Source organism: Halochromatium sp. NSM3 (genome assembly GCF_059621085.1).
Genome location: NZ_JCAQIA010000014.1, coordinates 56,950 through 81,248 on the forward strand (window position 1 = coordinate 56,950; position 24,299 = coordinate 81,248).

Annotated in this window: 25 protein-coding genes; 14 read left to right on the forward strand and 11 right to left on the reverse strand. The window is 63.7% G+C overall.

The window, feature by feature from the left end; all coding sequences use genetic code 11:
* Window positions 1-116: 116 nt before the first annotated feature.
* From gorA to AC54T3_RS08000, 4 genes are all read right to left on the reverse strand, one after another.
* Entirely contained in the window at window positions 117-1,478 is a 1,362-nt protein-coding gene (gene gorA, locus AC54T3_RS07985) for a glutathione-disulfide reductase (RefSeq protein ID WP_496623827.1), read from the reverse strand.
* Between the two features lie 379 nt (window positions 1,479-1,857).
* Window positions 1,858-2,595: a glutathione peroxidase gene (locus AC54T3_RS07990; protein WP_496623860.1), complete on the reverse strand. Its 738-nt coding sequence runs from the start codon at window positions 2,593-2,595 to the stop codon at window positions 1,858-1,860.
* Window positions 2,596-2,906: 311 nt separating this feature from the next.
* Window positions 2,907-3,065 (reverse strand): hypothetical protein, encoded by a 159-nt coding sequence (locus AC54T3_RS07995; RefSeq protein WP_496623829.1) that lies wholly within the window; start codon window positions 3,063-3,065, stop codon window positions 2,907-2,909.
* A 171-nt stretch (window positions 3,066-3,236) separates the two neighbouring features.
* Window positions 3,237-4,871, reverse strand: coding sequence for an alpha-D-glucose phosphate-specific phosphoglucomutase (locus tag AC54T3_RS08000; protein ID WP_496623831.1), 1,635 nt, complete (start codon window positions 4,869-4,871; stop codon window positions 3,237-3,239).
* 180 nt (window positions 4,872-5,051) lie between these two features.
* Here AC54T3_RS08000 and htpG point away from each other — a divergent pair, with 180 nt between their 5' ends.
* From htpG to AC54T3_RS08025, 5 genes are read left to right on the forward strand one after another with little or no spacing between them, the layout of a single operon-like run.
* A complete protein-coding gene (htpG, locus tag AC54T3_RS08005) occupies window positions 5,052-6,977 on the forward strand; it encodes a molecular chaperone HtpG (protein WP_496623833.1) in 1,926 nt (641 codons plus the stop codon).
* The gene (locus tag AC54T3_RS08010; RefSeq protein WP_496623835.1) at window positions 6,977-7,504 is read left to right on the forward strand and encodes an ATP-dependent zinc protease family protein; all 528 of its coding nucleotides are present in this window, start codon (window positions 6,977-6,979) and stop codon (window positions 7,502-7,504) included. The genes htpG and AC54T3_RS08010 overlap by 1 nt, the downstream gene beginning before the upstream one ends.
* Window positions 7,494-9,686 (forward strand): PDC sensor domain-containing protein, encoded by a 2,193-nt coding sequence (locus AC54T3_RS08015; protein WP_496623836.1) that lies wholly within the window; start codon window positions 7,494-7,496, stop codon window positions 9,684-9,686. Before AC54T3_RS08010 ends, AC54T3_RS08015 begins: the two co-directional genes overlap by 11 nt.
* 3 nt (window positions 9,687-9,689) lie before the next feature.
* On the forward strand, window positions 9,690-10,235 hold the full coding sequence (locus AC54T3_RS08020) for a hypothetical protein (protein ID WP_496623837.1): 546 nt from the start codon (window positions 9,690-9,692) through the stop codon (window positions 10,233-10,235).
* A gap of 16 nt (window positions 10,236-10,251) precedes the next feature.
* Window positions 10,252-10,773 (forward strand): hypothetical protein, encoded by a 522-nt coding sequence (locus AC54T3_RS08025; protein WP_496623838.1) that lies wholly within the window; start codon window positions 10,252-10,254, stop codon window positions 10,771-10,773.
* Window positions 10,774-10,790: 17 nt separating this feature from the next.
* On the opposite strand, the gene AC54T3_RS08030 is transcribed toward AC54T3_RS08025, so the two are convergent.
* The gene (locus tag AC54T3_RS08030; RefSeq protein WP_496623840.1) at window positions 10,791-11,987 is read right to left on the reverse strand and encodes an LbtU family siderophore porin; all 1,197 of its coding nucleotides are present in this window, start codon (window positions 11,985-11,987) and stop codon (window positions 10,791-10,793) included.
* A gap of 446 nt (window positions 11,988-12,433) precedes the next feature.
* Window positions 12,434-12,766 carry a TonB-dependent receptor plug domain-containing protein gene (locus tag AC54T3_RS08035; protein WP_496623841.1) on the reverse strand — a complete coding sequence of 111 codons (333 nt, stop codon included), beginning with the start codon at window positions 12,764-12,766 and terminating at the stop codon, window positions 12,434-12,436.
* A 510-nt stretch (window positions 12,767-13,276) separates the two neighbouring features.
* Between AC54T3_RS08035 and AC54T3_RS08040 the strand changes: the two genes are divergently transcribed.
* The 3 genes from AC54T3_RS08040 (at window position 13,277) to AC54T3_RS08050 (ending at window position 16,283) form a co-directional block, all read left to right on the forward strand.
* Window positions 13,277-13,588 carry an ATP dependent RNA helicase gene (locus AC54T3_RS08040; protein ID WP_496623842.1) on the forward strand — a complete coding sequence of 104 codons (312 nt, stop codon included), beginning with the start codon at window positions 13,277-13,279 and terminating at the stop codon, window positions 13,586-13,588.
* The gene (locus AC54T3_RS08045) at window positions 13,588-14,829 is read left to right on the forward strand and encodes a hypothetical protein (RefSeq protein WP_496623843.1); all 1,242 of its coding nucleotides are present in this window, start codon (window positions 13,588-13,590) and stop codon (window positions 14,827-14,829) included. Before AC54T3_RS08040 ends, AC54T3_RS08045 begins: the two co-directional genes overlap by 1 nt.
* Window positions 14,830-14,930: 101 nt before the next feature.
* Window positions 14,931-16,283, forward strand: coding sequence for a DUF2325 domain-containing protein (locus AC54T3_RS08050; RefSeq protein WP_496623844.1), 1,353 nt, complete (start codon window positions 14,931-14,933; stop codon window positions 16,281-16,283).
* A gap of 114 nt (window positions 16,284-16,397) precedes the next feature.
* Here the strand turns inward: AC54T3_RS08050 and AC54T3_RS08055 are convergent, their stop codons facing one another.
* A complete protein-coding gene (locus tag AC54T3_RS08055; RefSeq protein WP_496623846.1) occupies window positions 16,398-16,604 on the reverse strand; it encodes a hypothetical protein in 207 nt (68 codons plus the stop codon).
* Window positions 16,605-16,883: 279 nt separating this feature from the next.
* On the opposite strand from AC54T3_RS08055, the gene AC54T3_RS08060 reads away from it, so the two are divergent.
* The 6 genes from AC54T3_RS08060 to AC54T3_RS08085 all read left to right on the forward strand — a co-directional run bounded on the left by AC54T3_RS08060 (window position 16,884) and on the right by AC54T3_RS08085 (window position 20,293).
* Window positions 16,884-17,144, forward strand: coding sequence for a hypothetical protein (locus tag AC54T3_RS08060; RefSeq protein ID WP_496623847.1), 261 nt, complete (start codon window positions 16,884-16,886; stop codon window positions 17,142-17,144).
* Window positions 17,141-17,359, forward strand: a complete 219-nt coding sequence (locus AC54T3_RS08065) for a hypothetical protein (RefSeq protein WP_496623849.1) — start codon at window positions 17,141-17,143, stop codon at window positions 17,357-17,359. Before AC54T3_RS08060 ends, AC54T3_RS08065 begins: the two co-directional genes overlap by 4 nt.
* On the forward strand, window positions 17,356-17,571 hold the full coding sequence (locus AC54T3_RS08070; RefSeq protein WP_496623850.1) for a carbon monoxide dehydrogenase: 216 nt from the start codon (window positions 17,356-17,358) through the stop codon (window positions 17,569-17,571). The genes AC54T3_RS08065 and AC54T3_RS08070 overlap by 4 nt, the downstream gene beginning before the upstream one ends.
* A 20-nt stretch (window positions 17,572-17,591) precedes the next feature.
* The gene (locus tag AC54T3_RS08075; protein WP_496623851.1) at window positions 17,592-17,846 is read left to right on the forward strand and encodes a hypothetical protein; all 255 of its coding nucleotides are present in this window, start codon (window positions 17,592-17,594) and stop codon (window positions 17,844-17,846) included.
* A 39-nt stretch (window positions 17,847-17,885) separates the two neighbouring features.
* Window positions 17,886-18,062 carry a hypothetical protein gene (locus AC54T3_RS08080; protein WP_496623853.1) on the forward strand — a complete coding sequence of 59 codons (177 nt, stop codon included), beginning with the start codon at window positions 17,886-17,888 and terminating at the stop codon, window positions 18,060-18,062.
* Between the two features lie 89 nt (window positions 18,063-18,151).
* Complete coding sequence (locus tag AC54T3_RS08085; protein ID WP_496623855.1) at window positions 18,152-20,293, forward strand: heavy metal translocating P-type ATPase; 2,142 nt, start codon at window positions 18,152-18,154, stop codon at window positions 20,291-20,293.
* An 81-nt stretch (window positions 20,294-20,374) separates the two neighbouring features.
* On the opposite strand, the gene dmeF is transcribed toward AC54T3_RS08085, so the two are convergent.
* From dmeF to AC54T3_RS08105, 4 genes are all read right to left on the reverse strand, one after another.
* A complete protein-coding gene (dmeF, locus tag AC54T3_RS08090) occupies window positions 20,375-21,412 on the reverse strand; it encodes a CDF family Co(II)/Ni(II) efflux transporter DmeF (RefSeq protein ID WP_496623856.1) in 1,038 nt (345 codons plus the stop codon).
* Window positions 21,413-21,435: 23 nt separating this feature from the next.
* Window positions 21,436-21,663: a FeoC-like transcriptional regulator gene (locus tag AC54T3_RS08095; RefSeq protein ID WP_496623857.1), complete on the reverse strand. Its 228-nt coding sequence runs from the start codon at window positions 21,661-21,663 to the stop codon at window positions 21,436-21,438.
* A 44-nt stretch (window positions 21,664-21,707) separates the two neighbouring features.
* The gene (gene feoB / locus AC54T3_RS08100; RefSeq protein WP_496623861.1) at window positions 21,708-24,050 is read right to left on the reverse strand and encodes a Fe(2+) transporter permease subunit FeoB; all 2,343 of its coding nucleotides are present in this window, start codon (window positions 24,048-24,050) and stop codon (window positions 21,708-21,710) included.
* The coding region (locus AC54T3_RS08105; protein WP_496623858.1) for a FeoA family protein at window positions 24,050-24,299 on the reverse strand (250 nt) is incomplete at its 5' end. The genes AC54T3_RS08105 and feoB, both read right to left, overlap by 1 nt.

Below are 24,299 nucleotides of genomic sequence, written 5' to 3' on the forward strand. Positions count from 1 at the left end.
ACGGAAACGCCCCGCAGGGCGGAGCGTTGACGAAGCGGTAGACGGCAGACTGTCCTTGCCGTGAAACAGACGCTTCATCTTCCGGGGTAACGACGCACCATGAACCTTAGTCGGTCTCAGTCGCCGGTGTAAGGCTCCTTCAGCGTCACTAATTCCTCGGCGCTGACCGGATGAATGGCAACCGTATTGTCGAAGTCTTCCTTGGTGGCGCCCATTTTCAGCGCCACAGCAAAGCCTTGCAGCATCTCATCGACCCCGTCGCCGACCATGTGGATGCCGACCACCCGCTCGTTCCCGCCGCTACAGACCAGTTTCATCGCGGTGCGCGGCTCGCGTGTGTTGAGCGCGTATTTCATCGGCGTGAAGGTGGTTTGATAGATGGTCACCTTCTCGCTAGTCGCGCGCGCCTGCGCCTCGGTCATGCCGATCGAGCCAACCGGCGGATGCGCGAAGACCACGGTCGGGATGTTCTCGTAGTCGAGGTGCCGGTCGGGCTGGTTGTTGAACAGCCGATCGGCCAGTCGGCGCCCGGCGGCAATAGCCACTGGCGTCAGCGGCGCGCGGCCGGTGATGTCGCCGAGTGCATAGACGCCCGCGACCTTGGTGTTCTGGAAGGTGTCGGTCGGGATGACGCCATTGGGCTGACGCTCGATATCCGTCGCCTCGAGGTTGAGGGCTTCGGTGTTCGCGCGCCGGCCGACCGCCCAGAGCGCGGTGTCGAAACCGGTCAGCGCGTTGCCGTCCCTGTCGATCACCGCGATGCCATCATCACGCTGCTCGAGCGAGCCCACCGCGAACGGTAGGTTCAATCGAATGCCTTCATGCTCTAGGTTGTGCTTGACCGTCTCGCTGATCAGCGGGTCGAAGGTCTCGAGTACCTTCGGTTCCAACGCGACGATGGTGACCTCGGAGCCGAGCGAATTGAGGATGCCGGCCAGTTCGACGCCGATATAACCGCCGCCGATCACGCAGACCCGCTTGGGTGCCTGATCGAGCTTGAAGAAGCCATCGGAGGTGATGCCCAGCTCATGACCCGGGACCGGTGGCACGATGGGTTTGCCACCCGTGGCGATCGCGATATGGTCAGCGCTGTACTGCTCGCCATTGACCTCGATGGTCTTGTTGTCGACAAAGCGCGCGCTGCCCTTGAGCAGAGTGATGCCGAGCTTCTCAACGTAACCGTTCCAGTAGTTGCGGATGCCGTCAATCACGTCCTCGCGGCCCTTGACCAGTGTCGGCCAATCGATCGCGGAGATCTCGGCCTGCACCCCAAGCTCGGGGGCATCGCGCACCGCTTGGGCGATCTCTGCGGCATACCACATCATCTTCTTCGGCACGCAGCCAACGTTCACACAGGTACCGCCGAGTTGACCGGGTTCAACGATGGCGGTGCGCTTGCCGTAGGCAGCGGCCTTCTCGGCAACCGCAAGTCCACCGCTGCCGCCGCCGATGGCGATGAGGTCGAAATGCTTGTCCATGGGGTTCTCCTGGGAAGAGTGATGAAGTTAAGCGGAACATCGGCCGTCGCCGCGTTGACCTTGTCAGCATGAAAGACCATCGCCGCCGGGATGGCTATGCGATTCGCCAATCAGCCAGGGGTCGGACTCGGTTGCGCGGCTCAGAAACCCGTGTTGGCCGGGGAGCGCAGCAGCGAGGGCCACGGCAATGTTTGGAGCAGTAGTCAGCGCAGTGATCAGCGCAATGATCGGAAATGGGGCCGATGATCAGGATGCGGCTGTGCCGACAGCCCAATCACCGGTAGACAGTTCCTTTGTATCGGCCTGTGCGCGCCGTTTGTCGCGCACAGGCTCAGGCCAGGCAAGAGGTAAGCCCTGGCTGGTCTCGCTTGGCACCTGCTCAGCGGCTGGCCATCCACTTTTCGAGATCGTCGGAGCCGCCGATCTTCATCCCATTGATGAAGATCTGCGGTACCGAGGTCGCGGCGGCCACGGCGCGCAGGGTCTCCTCGGTGTAATCCTTGTTCAGGACCAGTTCTTCATACTGCATGCCGGCATCGCTCAGCATGGACTTGGCCTTGGCGCAGAATGGGCAGCCGGGGCGGGTGAAGACGGTGATGTCCGACGGCTTGGCCGCATTCGGCGCGATGTACGCGAGCATGGTGTCGGCATCGGAGACGTGGAAGGGGTCGCCCGGCTCCTCCGGCTCGATGAACATCTTCTCGATGGTGCCGTCCTTGACCAACATCGAGTAGCGCCAAGAGCGCTTGCCGAAGCCGAGGTCGTCCTTGTCGACCAGTAGACCCATGCCGTCGGTGAACTCGCCATTACCGTCTGGGATGAAGGTCAGATTCTCGGCGTTCTCGTCTTCCTTCCAGGCGTTCATGACGAAGCCGTCGTTGACCGACATGCAGATGATGTCGTCGACGCCGGCGGCCTTCAGGGCCGGTGCGAGCTGGTTGTAGCGCGGCACGTGGGTCGAGGAGCAGGTCGGGGTGAAGGCGCCGGGCAGCGAGAAGACGACAACGGTCTTGCCCTTGAACAGCTCATCGGTGGGGATGTCCTTCCAGTCGTGGTCGGTGCGGGTGCGGAAGGTGACGCTCGGGACTTTCTGGCCGGTGCGGTCTTGCAGCATGATCGATACTCCGTTGAGTGGTTGAGGGAAGGAATGTGCAAATCAGGATGTGATGGCGGGGCACTGCCGCCTCGCTCAGCACACAGAATGGGGTAAAAACCGCGAGCATCCAAATGGATTCTTCGGATGATGACGATCGGTTTGCTCGATCGTCATCGGGTGTCGCCGGCGCATATTGCTATCGTGCGAGCGGTTTACGGCTGAACGGCCGGCCGATGCTGAGCGGAACGACCAGTCCCTGCTGAGCGATCGCGCAAAAATATGGCCCTGCCGGTTTCCCGAGCAGGGCCACGGTGGCTCAAACGAGGTCAGGCTCAGGCGAGCGGCTGAGCCGGCGTCATCACAGCAGCGCTCTCGCCTTTCTTCTTGTCGCCGCAGCTCTTGCCGTCGCCAGCCACGGCGGTGCCGGCGCTAAGGATCAGGGTCAGGCCGAACAGCAGGGCGGTCACCAGGGTTGCAGTACGTAGGTTCATGTCGATGCACTCCTCGCGCGAGACGCGATTGATGTTAATCATGGCGGGATGCGGAAACAGCATCTCCGACAGGGGCAGTATGGGATCACTGTTCCGGCGCGACAACCCCATGGTTCGATGTTCGATGGCTGCTTGCCCGCAGTGGCTGATGCGTGCGCGCTTGGTGTTGGCTCAGGTGATGACATCCGGCTGCGTGCGGTCGGTGCGCGACTCGATCTGCGCCAGCTCGCGGGCGATGAGGATCAGCGGCGCTAGCGCCTCCTGCACGGGCTGGTCGTGGCGCGCGCTGTCGGCTTCGTACTGCTCGATATAGACGCGCAGCGTCGCGCCCTGGGTGCCGGTGCCGGAGAGCCGCAGCACGATGCGTGAGCCGTCCTCGAAGCCGATGCGGATGCCCTGATGCTCGGCGACGCTGCCGTCGATCGGATCGGTGTAGGCGAAATCATCGGCAAAGGCGACCTTGAAACCGCCGAGCTGCTGCCCAGGCAGGCTTGGCAGCAGGATGTGCAGATGGTTGACCAGGCCTTCGGCGGCATCGCTGTCGATACCTTCGTAGTCGTGGCGGGTGTAATAGTGACGCCCGAAGCGACGCCAATGCTCGCGCATGATCTCGGCGACCGATTGGCGCTTGACGGCGATCAGGTTGAGCCAGAACAACACCGCCCAGAGGCCGTCCTTCTCGCGCACATGATCGGAGCCGGTGCCGAAGCTCTCCTCGCCGCAGAGGGTGATCTTGCCGGCGTCGAGTAGGTTGCCGAAGAATTTCCAGCCGGTCGGCGTCTCGAAGCAGTCGACGCCGAGGGCCTCGGCGACACGGTCTGCGGCCTGACTGGTCGGCATCGAGCGGGCGACGCCGGTGATGCCGCTCTTGTAGCCGGGCGTCAGATGGGCATTGGCGGCGAGCACTGCGAGACTGTCGCTCGGGGTGACGAAGAAGTCGTGCCCGAGCACCATATTGCGGTCGCCGTCGCCGTCCGAGGCAGCGCCGAAATCCAGGCCCTGTGTGCCGCGCGTCAGCTCGACGAGAGCGTGCGCATGCACCAGATTCGGGTCCGGATGTCCGCCGCCGAAGTCTTCCAGCGGCACGCCATTCATCACCGTGCCGGGCTCGGCGCCGAGCCGGTGCTCAAGGATCTCGAACGCATAGGGGCCGGTGACCGCGTGCATGGTGTCGAAGCGCATGCGAAAGTTGCCGGAGTTGAATAACTGATGAATGGCGTCGAAATCGAACAGACTGGCCATCAGGTCGGCGTAGTCGGCGACCGCGTCGATGACCTGGACCCGCATCTCGCCGAGGCGGGACTCGCCGACCTGATCCAGATCGACCAGGTCGGCCTCGATGGTCCGGTACTGATCGATGGTTTGGGTGCGTTGGTAGATGGCGTTGGTCACCGATTCCGACGCCGGGCCGCCGGCATCGATATTGAACTTGATGCCGAAGTCTTCGTTGGGTCCACCCGGGTTGTGGCTGGCCGAGAGGATGATGCCGCCCTGGGTTTGGTACTTACGGATGATGCAAGATGCCGCTGGTGTCGATAGGATGCCGCCCTGGCCGACGAGCACGCGCGCCACGCCATTGGCCGCAGCCATGCGCAGGATGGTCTGAATCGCCTCGCGGTTGTAGAAGCGTCCGTCACCGCCGAGCACCAAGGTGCCACCGGTGAGCTTGGTCTGGGTGTCGAAGGTGGCCTGGACGAAGTTCTCCAGGTAGTGCGGCTGCTGAAAGGTAGCGACCTTCTTGCGCAGGCCCGAGGTGCCCGGTTTCTGGCCGTCGAACGGTGTCGTGCTGATAACGCGTATTTCCATCTGCATAACCCTTGATTTTGAGCTGGTTTGCCTCGACCACAGCGGCGCCGGCGAGGCCTGGTGGCTGCGATTGTAGCCAGACCGACGGCCAGCCGACCGATCGAATTTCTTACATGGAGCCAGACACTGCGTTCCGGCTCCGCTCATTGACACTCCCACTAACACAGGTGATCGACCCCCATGACCGTTGATGCCCATAAGGAAACCCTCGAGTTCAAGGCCGAGGTGAGCCAAGTCTTGGACCTGGTGATCCGCTCGCTGTACTCGAACAAGGAGATCTTCCTGCGCGAGCTGATCTCCAACGCCTCCGATGCCGCCGAGAAGCTGCGCTTCGAGTCGCTGACCGACGCGGCGCTGCTCGAGGATGACCCGCAACTGCGGGTGCGAGTCTCGATCGATCAGGAAGCTGGCACCATCACCGTCGCCGATAACGGCATCGGCCTCAATCGCGAGGAGGTGGTCGAGACCATCGGCAGCATCGCCAGCTCCGGTACCCGCCGCTTCCTGCAGGCGATGAGCGAGGGCGAGGTGACCGATCACGCGCTGATCGGCCAGTTCGGCGTCGGCTTCTACTCGGCCTACATCGTCGCCGACAAGGTCACGCTGACCTCGCGCCGGGCCGGCCTGACCGCCGAACACGGCGTGCGCTGGGAATCGGACGGACGCGGCAGCTACACGCTCGAGACCATCGAGAAGCCAAGCCGCGGGACCGAGGTGACCCTGCACCTGAAGGACGACGAGAAGGAATTTCTCGACGCCTGGCGCGTGCGCAGTGTCATCGGCAAGTTCTCCGATCACATCGCGATGCCGATCGAGATGGTCAAGGAAGACCTCGGTGGCGACGATGACGAGAACAAGGACAAGGACGCCGAGCCGGAGCTGGAGCAGGTCAACCGCGGTACCGCGCTCTGGATGCGCAACAAGTCCGAGCTGTCGGATGACGAATACAAGGACTTCTACAAGCATATCTCGCACGACTTCGACGAGCCCTTGGCCTGGGCGCACAACCGCGTCGAAGGCACCAATGAGTACACCGCGCTGCTCTATCTGCCCAAGCGCGCCCCCTGGGACATGTGGGACCGCGAGCAGAAGCACGGCGTCAAGCTCTATGTGCGTCGTGTCTTCATCATGGACGAGGCCGACAAGCTGATGCCGCATTGGCTGCGCTTCGTCAAGGGCGTGGTCGACTCCGACGATCTGCCGCTCAACGTCTCGCGCGAGATCCTGCAGCACAATCGCAAGATCGACACCATTCGCGGTGCCAACACCAAGCGCGTCCTGAGTCTACTCGAGGGCATGGCCAAGGACGAGCCGGAGAAGTATCGGACCTTCTGGAAGGAGTTTGGCAAGGTGCTCAAGGAGGGACCAGCCGAGGACTTCGCCAATCGTGAGCGGATCGGCGGCCTGCTACGCTTTGCCAGCAGCCACAACGAGAACGATGAGCAGACCGTCTCGCTCGACGATTACATCGAGCGCATGAAGGACGGCCAGAAGGACATCTATTACATCACCGCCGATAGCCCGGCGGCGGCGCGTCACAGCCCGCATCTGGAGGTGTTCCGCAAGAAGGGCGTCGAGGTGCTGCTGCTCTCGGACCGGGTCGACGAATGGTTGGTCAGCAACCTGCACGAGTACAAGGAGAAGCACCTGCAATCGGTGACCAAGGGTAAGCTCGATCTCGGCGATCTGGCCGACAAGGAAGAGAAGGAGAAGGCCGAGCAGGCGGAGAAGGAGCACGAGGACCTGCTCAAGCGGCTCAAGGACTCGCTCGGCGAGCGCATCGAGGCGGTGCGGGTGTCGACCCGACTGGTCGACTCACCGGCCTGTATCGTTGTCGGCGAGCACGATATGAGCGCGAACCTGGCGCGGGTACTCAAGGCGGTCGGCCAAGATGCGCCGAGCATGAAGCCCACCTTGGAGGTGAATCTCGACCACCCATTGGTGCGTCGTCTGGAGGCTGAGTCTGATCAAGGCCGCTTCGATGACCTCGGCATGATCGTGCTCGATCAGGCTATCCTTGCCGAAGGTGGACAGCTCGACGATCCTTCGGCGTTCGTCGGTCGTCTGAATAAGCTGATGATGAACATGTTCATGAGTGGTGCTTGATGGTGGATGCCCTGATCACCCTTGGCTGGCGTGAGTGGGTTGGCTTGCCCGAACTCGGGCTGCCGCTGATCAAGGCCAAGGTGGATACCGGGGCGCGCACCTCGGCCCTGCATGCGTTCCAGGTCGAGCGTTTTGCTAAGGACGGGGCGGACGGCGCGGACTGGGTGCGCTTCGCGGTGCACCCGCTGCAGGGCCGGGACGATCTGGTGATGCGCTGTTCGGCGCCACTGCTCGATCAGCGCGCGGTCACCGACTCCGGTGGCCATCGCGAGGAACGCTTCGTGATCGCGGCAACGCTCGAGGTCGGCCGGGAACGCTGGCCGATCGAGCTGACCCTGACCGACCGTGACAGCATGCGCTTTCGCATGCTGATCGGACGCACCGCGCTCAGTGGGCGCGCGCTGGTCGATGTGCGCCGATCCTTTCTTATGGGACAGCGAGCGGATGCCGCTGCGGCTTATCGCGGCGTTGCGACTGGCGCCTCCATGGAGGACGATAGCGCCGGGGGCGCACGCGATGATCCGTAGTTACAAGGTCGCCTTCGTCGCGCTCTTCGTCGGCCTGCTGGTGCTGACGATGTTTGCGGTATCGGTGAATACCTATCGGCATGCGACCCAAGTGTCACTGGATTTCTCGGCGGATATCCTCTCCGAGATGTCGGCGAAGGTGATCGGGCGGACCTCCGCCGTGTTCGAGGTGGCCCGGGACTTTGCCGAGATCAATGCACGGATGGTCGCCGAGCAGGGGCTTAGCAACCATCAGACCCTGTTCCGATTCTTCGGCCAACAGCTCGCGTTGCGGCCACAGTTGGCGTCGATCTATGTCGCCAGCCCCGATGGCGATTTCATTCAGGTGCGCAGCTCGCCGCAGTTGGTGACGCGACTGATTCGCCGCGCTCCCGGCGAGGGCGAGCATTCGGCCGTGGTCAGCGAGCATCTGGTCTATCGCGATCCCGGTTTTGAGCCGATCGCCCGCATCAACGGCGACTCGGCGTATGACCCACGGCAACGCGGCTGGTATCAGCAGGCGATCGCGGCGGAGGGGCTGCAATGGTCATCGGTCTATCGCTTTGCCAACACCGAGCAACGCGGTATCACGGCGGCGATCGCGGTGCGCGCGGCGGATGGCTCGCTGCTCGCCGTGGTCGGCGTCGATATCTCTCTCGGCAGCCTGTCGGAATTCCTGACCGAGCAGCGGGTGGCGCGTGGTGGTGTCGCCTTGATCGTCGATGCCGAGGACCGTTTGATCGCTGTCCCGCGCGCCTTGAAGCTGCGCTCGGACGTGCCCGCGACGGGCGAACTGCCGCGCGTCGACGACCTACAGCGGCGCTGGCTGGTGGATGCCTATCACCATCACGGCGTCGATACGCTGCGCATATCGGGCATCAACCGCGTCGAGTACAGCCTGACCCAAACCCTTGGTCAGCGCTATCTAGGCCATCGGCAGGCGTTTCCGCCGGGTGTCGGTGATGACTGGGAGTTGATGATCGTGGTGCCCGAGGCCTCCTTGCTCGAGTCCGCGCGGCGGCTGTTCAGCGAGGCGGCCGCCGTCTCGCTGATCCTGCTGGTGATCGCGGCCGTTGCGGTGTCCTATCTGTCGCTGCGGCTGTTCCAGCCGCTCAAGCGCCTGGTGCGCAATACCGAGCTGATTCGCGAGTTTCGCTTCGCCGATGTCAAACGGGTGCCGTCGCGCTTCGCCGAGATCAAGGCCATGGACGAGGCGATCTGGAAGATGAGCCAGGGCTTGCGCTCGCTCGAGAAGTTCGTGCCGATGGATGTCGGCCGCCAGTTGATCAAATCCGGCAAGCGGGTCGAGCCCGGTGCCGAGGTGCGCGAACTGGCCCTGCTGCTGACCGGCGCCTCGGACCTGGCGAGTCTCTGCGGGGCGCTACCGCCGGCGCGCATCACCGAGCGACTGTCGCGCCAGTTGGATGTCTTTACCAGCACCATCCTGCGCCACAAGGGCACCATCGATAACTTCCTCGGCGAGAGCATCCTCGCCTTCTGGGGCGCGCCGGTGGCGATCGATGACAGTGTCGATCGCGCCTGCCGGGCGGCGCTCGCCTGTCGCGAGGCCGAGGCCGCGCTGCATGCCGAGTGGGACAAGACGCGGCCTGCCGATGAGCCCGCCCCACCGTCGAATCTGTTCTCGGTGCATCATGGTCGTGCCATCGTTGGCGCGATCGGTTCGCGCCAGCGCATGAGCTGGACGGCGATTGGCGATAACGTCGCCCTGGGCTGGGACTTGCACCAGCTCAACCGGCGCTATGGAACCCAGATCATCATCAGCGGCGAGGCGCGCGATCAGGTCGCCGATCGCTACTGGACGCGCCGGCTCGATGTCCTGCCGCTGAGCGGCGGCGAGCGCCGGCTCGAGGTGTTCGAGCTGATCGACCGGCGCGAGCGCGCGCTGATGCCGGCCCATCTGGAGGCAATCGCAAGCTACGAGGCCGGTCTCGAGGCCTTGCTCGTCGGTGACTGGGAGGCGGCCGAGGCGATCTTCATGCCGCTCGCCGAGCGCGATCCGAACGACATCGCGGTGGCCTTGATGCTGAATCGCTGTGGTGCCCGCGATGCCTGTTTCTGGCCCGGGCTTGCGGGTCCGCGCGATGATCTGCTCAATGGCCCCTTTGCCACCCGGGCCGTCGCCTCGAAACCCCTGAGCGTCAGCGCTTCGAGCGACGCGCCTGCGGTTGACCCCGGAGACTGATCCATGCAACTGAACGACGACCAGGCGCTCGATCAGTCCATGGATCGCTTCGCGAAGCTGATCCGTCGCATCGACGCTCGTCAGAGCCGCATCGAGGCGCGGGTGGCCTTGCTCTACCAGTTGCTGTTCGGGGCCGTGATCGTGTTGGTGGCCTCGTTGTCGTTTCTGACCATCATCCTCTCGCAACAGATCCCGGATGCGACCGCCGCAGTGACCGGGTTGAACGAGCATTTTGCCAAGGTCGCCGACAACATGGACCGTATGGAGTACTCCGTGCGCATGATCGACGCAGGCATGCAAACCCTGCCGGAGATCATTCGTCATGTCGATACCATGCATGGCGGACTCGCCTTCATGTCACATGATGTGGCCGATATCGCCGACTCGGTGGTGGCCATCGATACGGACATTGGCGCGATGTCGACCAGCCTCGATGACATGCGCCAATCGTTTCGGGTCATGGAGGAGACGGTGGGGCGCATGGGGCGGGATGTGAACCAGCTCTCACAGCCGATGCGGATGTTCAACTGGATGAATCCATTTCGTTGATTGACGAGCCCCACCTATGATCGAGCGTGACCGCATCGAGGCCCTGACCGAACTCATGGTCGAATTGGAAATGGACCTGGATCGCAGTGATCTCCTGAGCGGGCGTCATCGCCGTGGGGTCGCGCTCTGGGTGCGCATCGTGATCGGACTGGTGGCGATGCTCGCGCTCTCGAACCTCTACTTCGTCAACGACCTGACCGATGAGGTGCGTTTGGTCATCACCCGCATGCAGGAGATGACCGAACTCTTTACCCGGGTCTCGGAGCGCATGGATCAGATGAGCGTCGAGGTTCACGCGATCGAGCGCAATGTCTTCCTCATGCCAGTGATCGCGGAGCAGATGGGCGAGATGTCCTCGCATGTGCTGGCGATGGAGCAGTCGGTCGCGAGCATGGGCCAGGCGACTGGACGCCTGGATGACTCGGTGGCAGTGATGAATACTAGCGTGCGCGAGATGGCCGTGCGCTTTCATGGGCTGAACCAACGCGTCGGAGCCATGAGCGTCGATGTCGACCACATGGCGCGGCCCCTGCCTTAGGCGCCCAGCGCCAAGGCTCAGAACTCCACCGCAAGCTGCGCCACGAAGGCGTTGGCGAGTTCGCCGGTGCCGCCCTTGGCGGTGCTGTAATCGGCGTCGCGGGAGTACTCGAATGAGAGCGCGGTGCCGTCGAAGATCCCGATCGACCAACCGACCAGCCAGCGCTCTTCGGGCAGCTCGAGCGCCAGCGCCTCGTTGCTGCCCTGGTAGGCGACTGCGGCCACCGATTCCTTGCCAAACACCTCGAAGCGGTAACCAAGCTCGATGTTCCACGCCTGCGGCTTGGCGCCCTGGCCATCGAAGTTCAGGCTGTCGGCATCGAACTCATCCGCCGCCCCGAGATACTCGCCGATCAGGTTGAAGTCGTTGATGACAACGGCAAGATTCGCGGTCCAGCCGCCAGTGAACTCAGTCGGCTCCGAGACCGCGTCGCGGAGCGCATCGGAGTCGCCGAGGTTACTGATATAGCCGGCGCCCACCGCCCAGCTGACCGTGTCGAGTTCTTGGGCAAAGCTGAGATTCGCGCCCCAACTGTCGATCCTGGTGTCGCCGTCAACCTCGTTATCACCCTGGAACGCGTAGACGCTGCCGCCGAAGCCTTCGTGGACGAAGCCGAGTTCGGCGGCGCTCTCGCGGATCTCGCCGATCTCGAGCGTCAGCGGATCGGAGACCAAGTTGGTCTCGTAAGCGCCGAAGGGCAAATAGAACTGACCGGCGTTGAGGTACACCGGAGTGACCGCCGCGTTGGCGATGGTGATCTGCGCGATATCGACCTCGAGGTCGGTGTCGCCCTCCTCGTAGAGCAGGGAAGCCATGGCGTCCACCCAATCGTTAATCTGTGCGGCGATGCCGAGTTCGAAGGTGGCAAGGGTGAGGTCGGATTCGCTGTCGCCCTCGAACGGGTCGACATGGCTCGCTTCGACCTCGATCAGGCCGGCGATCTCGATGCTGTCTAACCAGCCCGCGCCCAAGCCGGCGCTGCCTTCGCGCTTGGTCTCGAGCGCATCCTCGAGCTGCTCGACACGCTGAGGCGCGCCTTCCAGTTGCTGCTTCTGCTGCTCGATGGTCTGGTGCTGACGATCGATCGCCGCAGACTGCTCGCGATTCTCCTGCTCGAGACGACGGACGCGCTCCTCGAGCGTCTGTGCGCTCGCCGGACTGCCGGCGGTGGCGAGGAAGGTGACGATGGCGGCGGCCAACGGTGTGTGTCTCATATCTTGGCTCCTGAGGATCGGATGTCGGTCGCGGCGCTCGCCCCAGTCTGCGCGGACGCGAGTTGAGCGGCGATAATACAAAAAAATAAAAAGTATGCAGCTGCTTGACGTCACGCAGCATCCACCACTGCCGTCGATTATGCGAATGCGTATCAACAGCGATATGATAGTACAATAAAATAAAAAAATGAGAAGTGTTATTGATGGCGTGGCGGGGAGGCCGACGATCTGATTTCATCGAAACGGTGAAGGCTCGGGTCAACGACCGTGGACCCTCTCTGTGCTCTGAACCAGTCGCTGCTGCGCTCGCTATTCAGGTGTTCGTTGCGCTGCTGCTGGAGCGATCGCCGCCGTGAGCAGGCGCGGTTCGCAACCAAGACGCAAGCGATACACCAGAACCGTTTCTGGCAACGCTTGCGCGGCTGATCACTGGGGGCGAGCGGCCATCAGAAACGGTAACGCACGCCAAGATAACCAAAGGGGCCAGGATTGGAGCCGATGCCGGTATCGACCCCTTCGAGGGCACCGGGTTGATAGCTCGCCTTGACATAGAGCACACTGGCCGGGCCACGGATGATCTCGATGCGCTCGATCATCGCCGCCGAGAGGCGATTGAGTTCGAAGGTACCGGAGCTGCTCAGGACCTCATGCTCGATACCGTTTGCCGCACCGGCGTCGGGGGTGGCAGCAGCCTCGGTTGCGCTGTCGGTGGCCTCTTGAGCGCCGGCTGGTGGCGACGCGACGCGTTGCGCCACGCGTTGCTCGCTTTCCTCAGTCATCCAGCTCGCGCCGCAGCTCCCGCAATAAGTCCCAACGTCGGCAGCGCCGTGACGGCGGGCCCGACATGAACGCATCGCGCAGCCAAACGCGCAGCCCTGTCTGCTTAAGTGGCGCTGGCTCTGGTCGCTGCTCCCAGGCTGCAGCATCTTCTGCGCCCGGTTCCCGGGTGAACCGCCCTCTGGCCATCCTTTGGTTGTGACTGTTTCGGTGTGGCATCGGTTTGCCCTGGATCGTTGCGTACTCTTACCGACATTATCACAGCAGATAGCAAATACAAATCACTCGTAGTCGCTAGAAGCATTTTGTTGCCTCTTGACCAGGTTCGGGGTTGACGAACGGACTGGAGCTGCTAATCTAACCGAGAATCGTTCTTAAATAAGACCGATACTCCAGCCAGCCCCTATGTCGAGATCGACCCTGTCGAGGTCGTGCCCCAAGCTGAGGCCGACGGCCAGCCGGATGTGTTCAATACCAACTGGGCCTCAATGCCCGATGACGGAGACACTGGCATGCAACGCATTTCCACTGGCACAACCGATGCAACCCTCGCCGTCGATTCCCTCCTGCTGCACCTGCCGCCCGAGCTACTCAAGGCGCGTCTGGCGGGTCTGATTCGAGCCTCTGTCACTCAGGGAGCGGCGGCCGTGGCCGAGACGGTGGTGCGCCATTTTCAGGCACTCTCCCTGCACCCACAGCTCGCGGCCGATCTTGATGAACGCGCGGCCTATTGCCGTGGCGCGCGCCATTGGCGCGGACTGGCCGCGATCGGCGAACGCTCCGCGAGCCACGGTGCTGGGCGCGTTCCAGCAGGAGCCCTCTGATGTCGAGTCCTTACTTGAGCGGCTTCAGCGCGGGGTTCGCTAACGATCCTCCGTCTTCGGTGGGGGCTGAGGGCGGACCGCAGCCGTTCTCTAACCGTTCTCGGCATTGGGACTCCGGGCAGATGCAGGTTCCTGGGCAGATGCAGGTTCCCGGGCAGGTGCGCTACCTCGGTCATTGGCCTGAGCTATTGGCCGATCTGGCGCTCCTCGGGCGTGTCTGGATCGAAACCGAACAGCCGGGCATTCGCATCGCGCAGCGTCGCCGGCTCAGTGGGCTGCGTGTGCACGGCATGCTGGGTTATCTCGATACGCCCGAGTATCAAGTGCGGATCCTGCTCGACCAGTGCCATGCGCTGAATGCCCGCGACGATGGGCAGGGCTTGGTGATCGAGGACCGGAGTATGCAGCCGCTGGTGAGCGTTCAGTTGGAGGCGGGCGCCCTTCCGCTGCCGTTGCGCCTGCTCTTATCCAGTCTTGGCGCCGATGACCGTCGCGTGGTGCCAGCGCCGCATCGGCAGGATGAGCCCCGGATTGCCGCGCTCGAGCAGCACGCCATCCACCGTTTACAGCGCGATTGTCAAGCGCTGGAGCCGGAGCCGGGGTACTCAAGGTCGGAAGGGGCAGAGCCTGGATTCCAAAGGTTAGAATATTCGGGGTTGAGATTCCGGGATCTGGCCGAGCTAAGCGGCCGCCTGAGTGGACATCCTTCGCCGTTGAGGCAGGCGGTCGAGCGCGGTGATGACCAGGCGATCGCCATCGATCCATCGCTGGTGCCCTGTGCGCTCGAGACGCTTGTCGATCAGGTGCATCCGCTGGTGTTTAGCAGCGGCAGTGGCGGCTGGGTCAGCCGCTCGATCGAGCAGTTCTATGCCCATGCCTATGTCGATGGGCAGCTCTCACTGCGCGGTGACGAGGCGCGCCTCGAACTCGATGTACACGCGATCGACAGCGCTTGGGTTGTCGGGGAGCACACGGGTGAGGTCGATCGCCGCTCGCTCCGGCTCTACGACGAGGACGGTCGAGCCATGGCCGTCATCGCTTCCGCCGCCGAGTCGGACGACTGCGTGGGCAGTCGGTGCACAGGCGCGGGTGATCCGGGTGACCCGGTTGGCGCGGCTGATCTGTCTCGGCCCGCCATGAGCCCCCGGTTTCGTCCCCAGGATCGCGCCCAAGGTCGAGCCGGCTTCCGACGAGACGAGGCGCGGCTCTGGACCACGTTGATGAACGCGTTGACCAGTTGAGTTGCCCCACCATGTGTCAACAATGTCAACGATTAAGTTCAGAGCTTCACCCGCTGATCTCGGTATCCGCGCCGGCCAACGCCGACGCTGAACGAGCCGAATTGGCGGAACTGGCGGAAGCGCTTGATCACAAGGAATTCGCACCACTCACCGAGCCTTGCGGCAGCACCAAGGGCCGCAGTCGACTGTGGGAGATTTGGCATAAGTACCACTGCCCGATCATTGGCACCTGTCTCGAGGTCGATGACTTGCGGCGCCTAGCGCGGAAGATCGGTGCCGCGACGCTCAAGGATGCGCGGAGTGACTTCGAGGTGCACGTCAGCTTCGTCGCTGCAGCTGATGAGAAGAATGTGCTCTCGATCGCGGTGCAGAAGGAGCTGGATCGACGCTATGCGCCCACCGTGAAACGCTTTGCGGCGGCAAAATCGCCCGACGCATTGCTCGAGCTGTGGCAACAGGCACTGGCCGACGGCGAGGTGCAGGGCGCGTTCTGGGCACTGATGACGCATGGGCTCGCCGATGTCGCCATACGCTCGCGTGCGTTCGAGGACGTGCACATGCTCTCGCACCAGATCGGTGCTGGCCTGCGCGCCGATCTGGTCGCGCTGGCAAAGGCGCGCAAGGATCTCGCGCGGCTGCGCAAGGATACCGAGGCAGAGTCGAAGCGGCAGGCGCGGCGGATTCGGGCGAAGCTCACCGAGATCGAGCAATTACGCGTGCGGGTCGCGCATCTGGAGGGTATCGAGCAGGCCTATGTAGAGACGCGCGAGCGACTGCGCGAGCTTGAGGACGGTCGCGAACTACGGGCCTTGCGGGCGCAGGTTGCGGAGATGGAGCACGACAATGATCTTCAGGGTCGACGATTGGCCGATGCCGAACTGCGCGCGAACGCGTTGGAGACGGCGCTGGGAGCGGCTGAAGCCGAGGTCGTCGATCGCACGGCCCGCTTGAACGAACAGGTGCGCGCCTGCGAGGCCCTTGAGCGCCTGGTTGGTGTCGGCGATGAGACCGTTGACTGCAGCGCTCAAGACTGCGAAACCTGCAGTGAGGGGCAGGACCGTCTCCAAGACTTGGATCTGGCGGGACGTCGCATTCTTTGTGTTGGGAGACGCAGCGATCTGGCGTCGCGCTACCGCGATTTGGTACAGCGCTGCAATGGCGAGCTGATCCGCCACGACGGTGGGCTCGAGGACAGCCAGCAGCGCCTGCAAGCGGCGCTCGCGAGTGCCGATGCGGTGATTTGTCCGGCCGACGCCGTCAGCCACAACGCCTACTCACGCACCAAGCGCTTCTGTAAGCGGATGGGTAAGCCCTGTGTGCTCGTGTTGCGCTCCAGCGTGGGGGCCTTTGCCGAGGCGCTGACGGTGCTGGCTGATCCACTGAATCAGCAGGCGTTGCAGGGTCCGATCAGCCTGGGCGGCGATCGCCTGCCGTCACCGAGCCGCGCGGCCTGAGCCGGGAGTCGGCGGCTTGATTCATGGCGCTTGAACACCTCACTCTTGATTGGCGCAAAATAATGCAATCGATTATTATATCGATTCAATAAAATTCAGGCCATGAAGCGCCAGCTAGAAGCGCCAACCAGGAGAAACGAGATGAGCGAAGCCGAGCGTGACCACGGCGGGTCCAGTGGTGCGCCGCAATCCGGTGGTGGGCCAGCGTCCGCTGGCGGAGTAGGGCAACAACATCCCGCCGCCGGGCGGCCCGCGCATGCCGAGACTGCGGTAATGGGTGATGCACCGCTGCCCGGCATGGCCGCTGCGGGCGCGAGCCATGGCCAGCCTTATACTAAGGCGCCTCATCATCCGCCGAGTGATCCGGGTGGGTTCGGCGGTTATGGTCAGCCCTATCCGGGGGCGTATCAAGGGCCATATCAGGGGGCTCAGCCGCCGTATCAGGAAGGGGCTGGCTCGATGCACCCCGGTGTTCATCCAGGCGCCTACGCGCCGGCTGTTGGCTATCCATATCCTCCATACCCTCCTTATCCTCCGCCTGCGTTCCAGGCCCAAGCGCCTGGCACGGGTGCTGGACCTGGACCCGGCCCGCAGGCCGGAATGCAGCAACTGTTCGAGGAGATTGCCCAAGGTGGCAACGGCCTCAACAGCCTGACGCGCATGCTCAGCTTGGACGATACCGAGTTTTGGAAAGGCGCGATCGTGGGCGCGGCGGCGGTGATGCTGCTGACCAATGATCAGGTCCAGGACGCCTTGTTCAAATCCGGCGCCAAGGCCAAGAGTGCGGTCAAGAGCGGTGCCGATCATCTCAAGGAGCGGGCCTCGACGCGGACCGAACGCGAAAGCGGGAGTGATTCATGAGCAGCGATGATGACCGCGCCCTGATGCAGGCTCCCATGCCCTACGGTTCAACCGCGCTGCCCGATCATCGTAGCGCCGTGGCCGGTGCCGCCGCCAGCGCTGTCCAGCAGCAAGGTTTGGTGCGGCTCGGTGTGCTCTTCGTGAGCGGGACTGCAGTCATGTATGGGATTCAACGCTACCTAGAGCGAGACATCGAGCACGAGGTCGAGCCATGAGTCGCACCGAGCACGGCATGCAGCGCCAGCGGCATGGGGTCGCCAAGAACCTCGCGGAAGGCGTCGGCGGTCTTATCGTTGGCGTGGCGTTGGTGGTCTTCGCCGGTCAATGGGTCAAGCGCCGCCAGCAACGCAGCTTGGCGACAGAGCGCGCCGAGGCCGAGACGCCGCGTGCGAATCAGCCAGCCACCGAATCCGAGCCCACAACCTGAACCTCACCTGGGAGCCAACCATGAGCCAATACACCGATCGATCCTGGTATCCGCCTGCGGCGCCATCCCCATTCCAAGCCCAGGCCCCTCATGGCCCGATGCAGGGCGGCCCGATGGGTGCTGGCCAAAAGCCCAGCATGATGCCGCCCGGCGGCTACTACGCCGGCGCTGGCTATCATCCCGCCTATCAGCAGGCGCCCATGGCCCCGCACCCGCAGGCGAGCACGGGTGCGGGCGCCATGCCGGGCAGCGGTTATCCGGCGCCAGCGGCATAGCCGTTCTTCAATCTCGGCAATGATCGCTTCCTCAAGGGCTTGCTGATCGGTGCCGCAGCCGCCTATCTGCTCACCAACGAGAACGTGCAGCGCACCGCCATCAAGGGCGCGGTCAAGCTCTGGGGTGGCCTCCAGGGTGGCGTCGAGGAACTCAAGGAACGCTTCCACGACGCCGAGGCTGAGATCCAGGCATCGGAGTCGCACAAGGACGCCTGAACTCGATCTCACGCCCGGCGCTGATTGCGAACCCGATCCCAACGCCGACGGCGAACCCAAGCCCGCCGAAAACCCTCTCATCGCATGCCGTGGCGCTGACCAACTATCGCATCATCCATGAGGTGCCGGGCCGCCTGCGCTTGCGCATCCCGGCCCTGGGCGAGCCCGGCTGTGAGGCCGGAGCGCTTGAGGATTGGATCGACGCGGCGGCGCCGACCGAAGAGGTGCGCGCCAATCGCGCCGCGCGTACCCTGATCATCCACTATCGCGGTGGAGACGAGGCGCGGCAGTCACTGCTGCGCCGGCTCGAGCGCTTCTCGACCGAGCCGATCCCCGGCTATAGCGAGGGCGATGTCCACGAGGCCGAAGTGGCGCCGATGATCACGACGCTGTTCACGCTGGCGGCGCTGCCGTTCCTGACGCCGCCGATGCGGGTCGTGCTCACCTTCGCCAATGTCGGCTCGACCCTCGCCAAGGGTGCCGATACCCTGATCCACGAGGGCATCAAGGTCGAGGTGTTGGATGCGCTCGCGGTCGGCCTGGCGGCCGCCAACGGCAAGCTGTTCACCGCCAATCTGACCGATCTGCTGCTGAATCTCGGCGAGTTCCTCGAACGCCGCACTCAACGCCAGTCCGATCGCATGCTGCGGCGTCTGCTTAGGCCCGATCCGGCCATGGCCTGGATTGAGCGCGAGGGCGAACTGGTGCAGGTCTCGGGCGACGAGGTCCGCATCGGCGAGACGGTGGTGGTCGGCGTCGGCGAGACCATCCCGGTCGACGGCTATGTCATCGATGGGCTGGCGCTGGTCAATCAGGCCGGCGTTACCGGCGAGGATGTGCCGGTGCGCAAGGAGACGCCGGCGCGCGTCATCGCCGGCTCGGTGCTGGTCGAAGGGCGGTTGCGCTTGGAGGCGACCCGGGTTGGAGAGGACACCACCACCGCGCGCGTCTCGCGCTTCATCCAGACCTCGCTGGCCGAGCAGGCCGCGACCCAGCGCTTGGCCGATGAGTTGGCCGATAAGCGGGTGTATCTGACGCTCGGCACCGGCGCGGCCGTCTATGCGCTGACGCGTGATCTGGCGCGGCTGCAGTCGGTGTTCCTGGTCGATTATTCCTGCGCGCTGAAGCTCGGCACGCCGGTCGCTTTCAAGTCCGGGATGTCGCGCGCCGCCGAGCATGGCGTACTGATGAAGGGCGGAGAGGCGATCGAGACCCTGGCCGAGATCGACACCCTGGTGTTCGACAAGACCGGCACCCTGACTCACAGCGATCTGTTGGTCACCGACGTCGTCGTGCTGCCGAGCGGCGCCCTGTGCTCCGAGACCGAGCTGCTGGCAATGGTCGCCTCGGTTGAGGAGCATGCCAGCCATCCGATCGCCCAGGCCGTGGTCGAGGCCGCCCGCGAGCGTGATCTGGCGCATATCTCGCACGGTGAGGTCGACTATATGGTCGCCCATGGCCTGCAGGCCAAGGTCGACGGCGGGCACATCGTGGTCGGTAGCCGGCATTATCTGGAAGCGCACATGGCGATCGACTTCCAGATCCATCAGGCGCGGATCGACGCGCTGCAAGCCGAAGGCAAGACGCTGCTGTTCGTCGGTAACGCTGGGGGCGCGGTCGGGCTGATCGCGCTGCGCGATACCTTACGCGAGGAAGCCCCGGCGGCACTCGAGCGGCTGCGGGCGCTCGGCATCCAACAGTTGATCATGATCACTGGCGATCGGCGCGAAAAGGGCGAGGCGCTGGCTGCCGAGTTGGGGCTCGATGCGGTGTATGCCGAGATGGCGCCTGAGGACAAGGCGAGCGTGATCGAAGGTCTACAGCGGGCCGGGCACAAGGTGGGCTTTGTCGGCGACGGCGTCAACGACGGGCCGGCGCTGGCAGTGGCCGACGTGGGCATCGCGATGCCGCGCGGCGCCGACATCGCCCGCGCGACCGCCGATGTGGTGCTGATGGACGATCGTCTGCAGGCGGTGGCCGATGCCCGCGAGGTGGCGGTCAAGACCATGCACCTGATCCAGCAGAATTTTACTGCCGCCGTCGGCATCAATACCGGCGTCCTTGCTGGCGCCGTGCTCGGCTGGCTGTCGCCGGTGGCCAGCGCGCTGCTGCACAACGGCTCGACCATCGGCATCCTGGTCAATGCGCTCAAGGGGGTGGCGTTGGAGACCGAGTCGCAAGTCTCCATGCAAACCGTTTGCAACGGCAGCAGCGAGTCCCAAGAAGGTTGACAGAGTTTGCAGACGTTTGCAGACGTATAAAGACCAATCGAGAAAGTTGCGGTGCAGTGAGCCGTCGCTTGGCCTGCGTTGCTAGCGCGTGATCTCAGGTTCCATCTCGCCGCGTTCATTGGCGTGGCAGCGTTCGTCCTGACACTGCTGGACCTCGACGGTCAGGTGGTCCAGGCCTGGAATCGCCCGCAGTCGCTCCTTGTATTTTTCGACCGGGCGCGGCTCATGGGTGACGAGCGAGAGGATGCAGGCGCGACTAGCCGCGCCAATGCGCCAGAGATGCAGATCCGCAATCGCAAGATCTGGGTCCGCGTCGATCTCGGAACGAATGCGCGCAGCGATATCGCTGTGATCCTCGGCGTCGAGCAGCGAGCGGGCACTGTCGCGTGCCAGGCCCCAAGACCAGCTGCCGATCAGGGCGGCGCCGATGATCCCCATCATCGCGTCGAGGAAACGCCAACCCAGTAGCATGCCGGCACCGAGCGCGGCAATCGCCAGCAAGGAGGTCATGGCGTCGGCAAGAACATGCATGTAGGCGGCGCGGAGGTTGTGGTCCTTATGCTCGGCGCCATGAGCGTGGCTGTGCGCGTGATGGTGATCGTGCCCAGGACCATGATCATGGGCATGTCCGTGATGCGGTGCGTGGCCATGATGATGACCACCACCCTGCGCCAAGATCCAAGCACTGATCAGGTTTACGATCAGGCCGAGGCAGGCGACCAGCATCGCATCGGCATAACGAATCTCGATCGGCTGGAACAGCCGACTGACCGATTCAATCAACATCCAGAGTGCGCCCAACCCGAGCAGCAACGCGCTGCTGTAGCCGGCCAGGGTCGGGATCTTGCCGGTGCCAAAGGTGAAACGCGAGTTCTTGGCCCAGCGCCGTGCGAGGCCGTAGGCGAATACACTCAAGCCAAGCGCCGCCGCATGGCTGCCCATGTGCCAGCCATCGGCTAACAGCGCCATGGAGCCGGTCAGCCAGCCGGCGGTGATCTCTACAATCATGGTCACCAGCGTCAGATAGACCACCCACCGTGTGCGCTGCTCGGCCTTCGCCTCGGCGCTGGTGATGAAATCGTGCTCGTGTTGCCAGGCATGGAGACTGTGCAGATGCATGATGGGCCTTGTTTTGGCTATGGTCAGCGGTCGATCGATTCGTAGAGTTCCGGCGGTGTGAGGCTGCACTTGCTGCAGCCGCTGCTGCTGCAAGGACCGCCGATCGGTAGCTTACGCACCCGGCCCTTGCGCTCCAAGACCTGCAGCATCGCCCGGAGCGCCTCGGTATCGGCATCGAAGTGGTGCGTCATATCCAGCAGCGACACGCGTCGATGCTGGGCGATGTAATCTCGAAGCTCAGAGAGGATCATCAGGCGGCTCCGGTCGTGCGAGGCAAGGGATCGTTCCTCTGGGCTCAGGCCGCATCGGCGACAGGCTGGAGCAGACGCCGCTTCTCACGCATGCCCCACCAGCGCAGCGCTAGGATCACGCTGATGAACAGCACCAGCATGGCGCCGATCCAGGTCGCTGAAAGGGTTGGGTTGCGGGCGAAGATGGCCGCTTGATAGAAGACCGTCGCAGTGATGTAGGCGATGCCGGTGGTCCAGCCGGCGACGAACAGGGTCCAGCCGAGGTTGGTCTCGCGGTAGACTGCGGCCAGCGCGGCCGTACAGGGAAAGTAGAGCAGGATGAACAGTAGATAGGCAAAGGCCCCGGCGGCACCATCGAAGCGCGAAGCCATGGCACCAAAGATCCCACTGGAGACGGCCTGCTCCTCGGCAACCAGCGTCGGATCGCTGAGATCACCCACCGCCAGCCCAAGCGGATCACCCCAGGTGCCGAGTGCATCGCTTAGGTTCGCTGGGATCGTCGCCAGCGCAGCGCTGACACCGCCCCACAGGTTGAACGGCTCGGCCGGAGCCTCCGCCTCTCCGGCGGCCGCCGCATCGGCCTGCGCCATCGCGGTGTACATCGAGTCCAGGGTGCCGACCACCGCCTCCTTCGCCAGCACGCCGGTAAAGATACCGACCGTCGCCGGCCAGTTCTCGGCGTCTAACCCCATGGGCGCGAACGCCGGCGCGATACCACGCCCGACCTCGCTGAGCACGGACTGATCGCTATCCTCGTTGCCAAAGCTGCCATCGGTGCCGAGCGCATTGAGGAAGTTCAAAACAAGAACCATGGGCACGATGATCTTGCCGGCACGGAACACGAAGCTGTTGGTGCGCTCCCAGGTGCGCATACTCACGCCCTTGAGGGTTGGCAGGTGATAGGGCGGTAGCTCCATGACGAAGGGCGTGGTTGGGCCTTGCAAGAGGGTGTTCTTCATGATCAGCCCGGTCAGCACGGCGATGGCGATGCCGATCAGATAGAGCCCGAAGACCAGGTTCTGGCCGCCGATGGGGAAGAACGCGGCAGCAAACAGGGCATAGACCGGCAGCCGGGCGCCGCAGGACATAAACGGCGCCATGACGATGGTCATGATCCGATCGCGCTGCTGCTCGAGCGTGCGCGTGGCCATGATCGCCGGCACGTTGCAGCCGAAACCGACGATCAGCGGCACGAACGACTTGCCGGGCAACCCCACCGCGCGCATCGCGCGATCCATGACGAAGGCGGCACGGGCCATGTAGCCACTGTCTTCCAGCATCGAGAGGAACAGATAGAGCGCGGCGATCACCGGGATAAAGGTGGCGACGACCTGGATGCCACCGCCGACGCCGTTGGCGAGGACCACGATTAGCCACTCTGGTGCGCCAATGTTCGCCAAGCCCTCGGCAACGCCATCGACGAACAGGGTGCCGGCGAGACTGTCGAAGAAATCGATGAAGGCCCCACCGATGTTGATGGTGAACATGAACATCAGGTACATCGCGGAGAGGAAGATCGGAATCCCCAGCGCGCGATTGAGCATGACCCGATCGATACGGTCGGAGAGGCTGCGCGAGACCTGGGCCTTGCGCTTCACCGCCGCGCTGCTGACACGATGGGCAAAGCCGTAGCGGCCGTCAGCGAGGAGGATGTCGACATCGTCGGGTAGCGCCTCGCGCTCTGCGTTCAGCTCCGCCTCGCTGACACAATCGGCACTGATCGCCGTGGCGAGGTCGTCGCCCTCGAGCAGCCGCGAGGCGAGCCAGCGCGGGTCGGCGCCAGCCGCGTGCGCGGCGTTGTCGAGCTTAGGGAGCAGCGCTGCAATGGCCTGTTCGAGCGCCTTGTCGTAGCGCAGCTCGGCGCGCGACAGGGGCTGCTCCACCACCGCCTTGGCGAGCGCCTGTTTCAAAGCCTGGATGCCCTCGCGCTTGACCGCTACCACCGGCACGACTGGACAACCAAGCTGCTCGGCGAGACGCTCGACGTCGATACGCATGCCTGCAGCCCCGGCCGCATCCATCATGTTCAGCGCGACCAGTATCGGTCGGCGCATCTCCAGCAGCTGCGAGGTCAGATAGAGATTGCGCTCCAGATTGGAGGCATCGACGATGTTGAGGATCAGGTCGGCTTCGCCGGCATGCACATAGTCGCGGGCGATCTTCTCGTCGAGCGAGACGTCCTCGCTGGTCACGTCGAGCGCATAGGTACCGGGCAGGTCAACCAGCTCGAAGGCGGCATCATCGAGCCGATAACGGCCGATCTTGCGCTCGACGGTGACGCCGGGCCAGTTACCGACCCGCTGCTTGGCGCCAGTGAGCGCATTGAAAAGGGTGGTCTTGCCGCAGTTGGGGTTGCCAACCACGCCGATCCGATACGGCTCGCTCATCATCGTAGCTCCACTTGAACGCTGTCGGCCTCACTGCGGCGCAAGCTAAGCTTGAAGCCGCGCACTAGGATCTCAACCGGATCACCCATCGGTGCGACCCGGGTAATACTGAATTCGGTCCCAGGGGTGAGGCCCATCGATAGCAGCTTCTTCCGGTAGCTGCCGCCACCCTCGGGGGCGAAAGCCCCCCGACCGGGGTTTGGCGAAGCCCCGTGGGTTTTATTTAATTGTGTTTTTTTGTGGAAAGAT

Bases quoted from the DNA above. Each gene is read 5' to 3' on its own strand.
- dmeF (WP_496623856.1), bottom strand. From the start codon at position 21,412: ATGCATCTGCACAGTCTCCATGCCTGGCAACACGAGCACGATTTCATC.
- AC54T3_RS08000 (WP_496623831.1), bottom strand. From the start codon at position 4,871: ATGGAAATACGCGTTATCAGCACGACACCGTTCGACGGCCAGAAACCG.
- AC54T3_RS08030 (WP_496623840.1), bottom strand. From the start codon at position 11,987: ATGAGACACACACCGTTGGCCGCCGCCATCGTCACCTTCCTCGCCACC.
- AC54T3_RS08015 (WP_496623836.1), top strand. From the start codon at position 7,494: ATGATCCGTAGTTACAAGGTCGCCTTCGTCGCGCTCTTCGTCGGCCTG.
- AC54T3_RS08020 (WP_496623837.1), top strand. From the start codon at position 9,690: ATGCAACTGAACGACGACCAGGCGCTCGATCAGTCCATGGATCGCTTC.
- AC54T3_RS08075 (WP_496623851.1), top strand. From the start codon at position 17,592: ATGAGCCAATACACCGATCGATCCTGGTATCCGCCTGCGGCGCCATCC.
- AC54T3_RS08065 (WP_496623849.1), top strand. From the start codon at position 17,141: ATGAGCAGCGATGATGACCGCGCCCTGATGCAGGCTCCCATGCCCTAC.
- AC54T3_RS08025 (WP_496623838.1), top strand. From the start codon at position 10,252: ATGATCGAGCGTGACCGCATCGAGGCCCTGACCGAACTCATGGTCGAA.
- AC54T3_RS08060 (WP_496623847.1), top strand. From the start codon at position 16,884: ATGCAGCAACTGTTCGAGGAGATTGCCCAAGGTGGCAACGGCCTCAAC.
- feoB (WP_496623861.1), bottom strand. From the start codon at position 24,050: ATGAGCGAGCCGTATCGGATCGGCGTGGTTGGCAACCCCAACTGCGGC.
- htpG (WP_496623833.1), top strand. From the start codon at position 5,052: ATGACCGTTGATGCCCATAAGGAAACCCTCGAGTTCAAGGCCGAGGTG.
- AC54T3_RS07995 (WP_496623829.1), bottom strand. From the start codon at position 3,065: ATGAACCTACGTACTGCAACCCTGGTGACCGCCCTGCTGTTCGGCCTG.
- AC54T3_RS08035 (WP_496623841.1), bottom strand. From the start codon at position 12,766: ATGACTGAGGAAAGCGAGCAACGCGTGGCGCAACGCGTCGCGTCGCCA.
- AC54T3_RS08095 (WP_496623857.1), bottom strand. From the start codon at position 21,663: ATGATCCTCTCTGAGCTTCGAGATTACATCGCCCAGCATCGACGCGTG.
- AC54T3_RS08010 (WP_496623835.1), top strand. From the start codon at position 6,977: ATGGTGGATGCCCTGATCACCCTTGGCTGGCGTGAGTGGGTTGGCTTG.
- AC54T3_RS08045 (WP_496623843.1), top strand. From the start codon at position 13,588: ATGTCGAGTCCTTACTTGAGCGGCTTCAGCGCGGGGTTCGCTAACGAT.
- AC54T3_RS08070 (WP_496623850.1), top strand. From the start codon at position 17,356: ATGAGTCGCACCGAGCACGGCATGCAGCGCCAGCGGCATGGGGTCGCC.
- gorA (WP_496623827.1), bottom strand. From the start codon at position 1,478: ATGGACAAGCATTTCGACCTCATCGCCATCGGCGGCGGCAGCGGTGGA.
- AC54T3_RS08055 (WP_496623846.1), bottom strand. From the start codon at position 16,604: ATGGCTCGCGCCCGCAGCGGCCATGCCGGGCAGCGGTGCATCACCCAT.
- AC54T3_RS08040 (WP_496623842.1), top strand. From the start codon at position 13,277: ATGCAACGCATTTCCACTGGCACAACCGATGCAACCCTCGCCGTCGAT.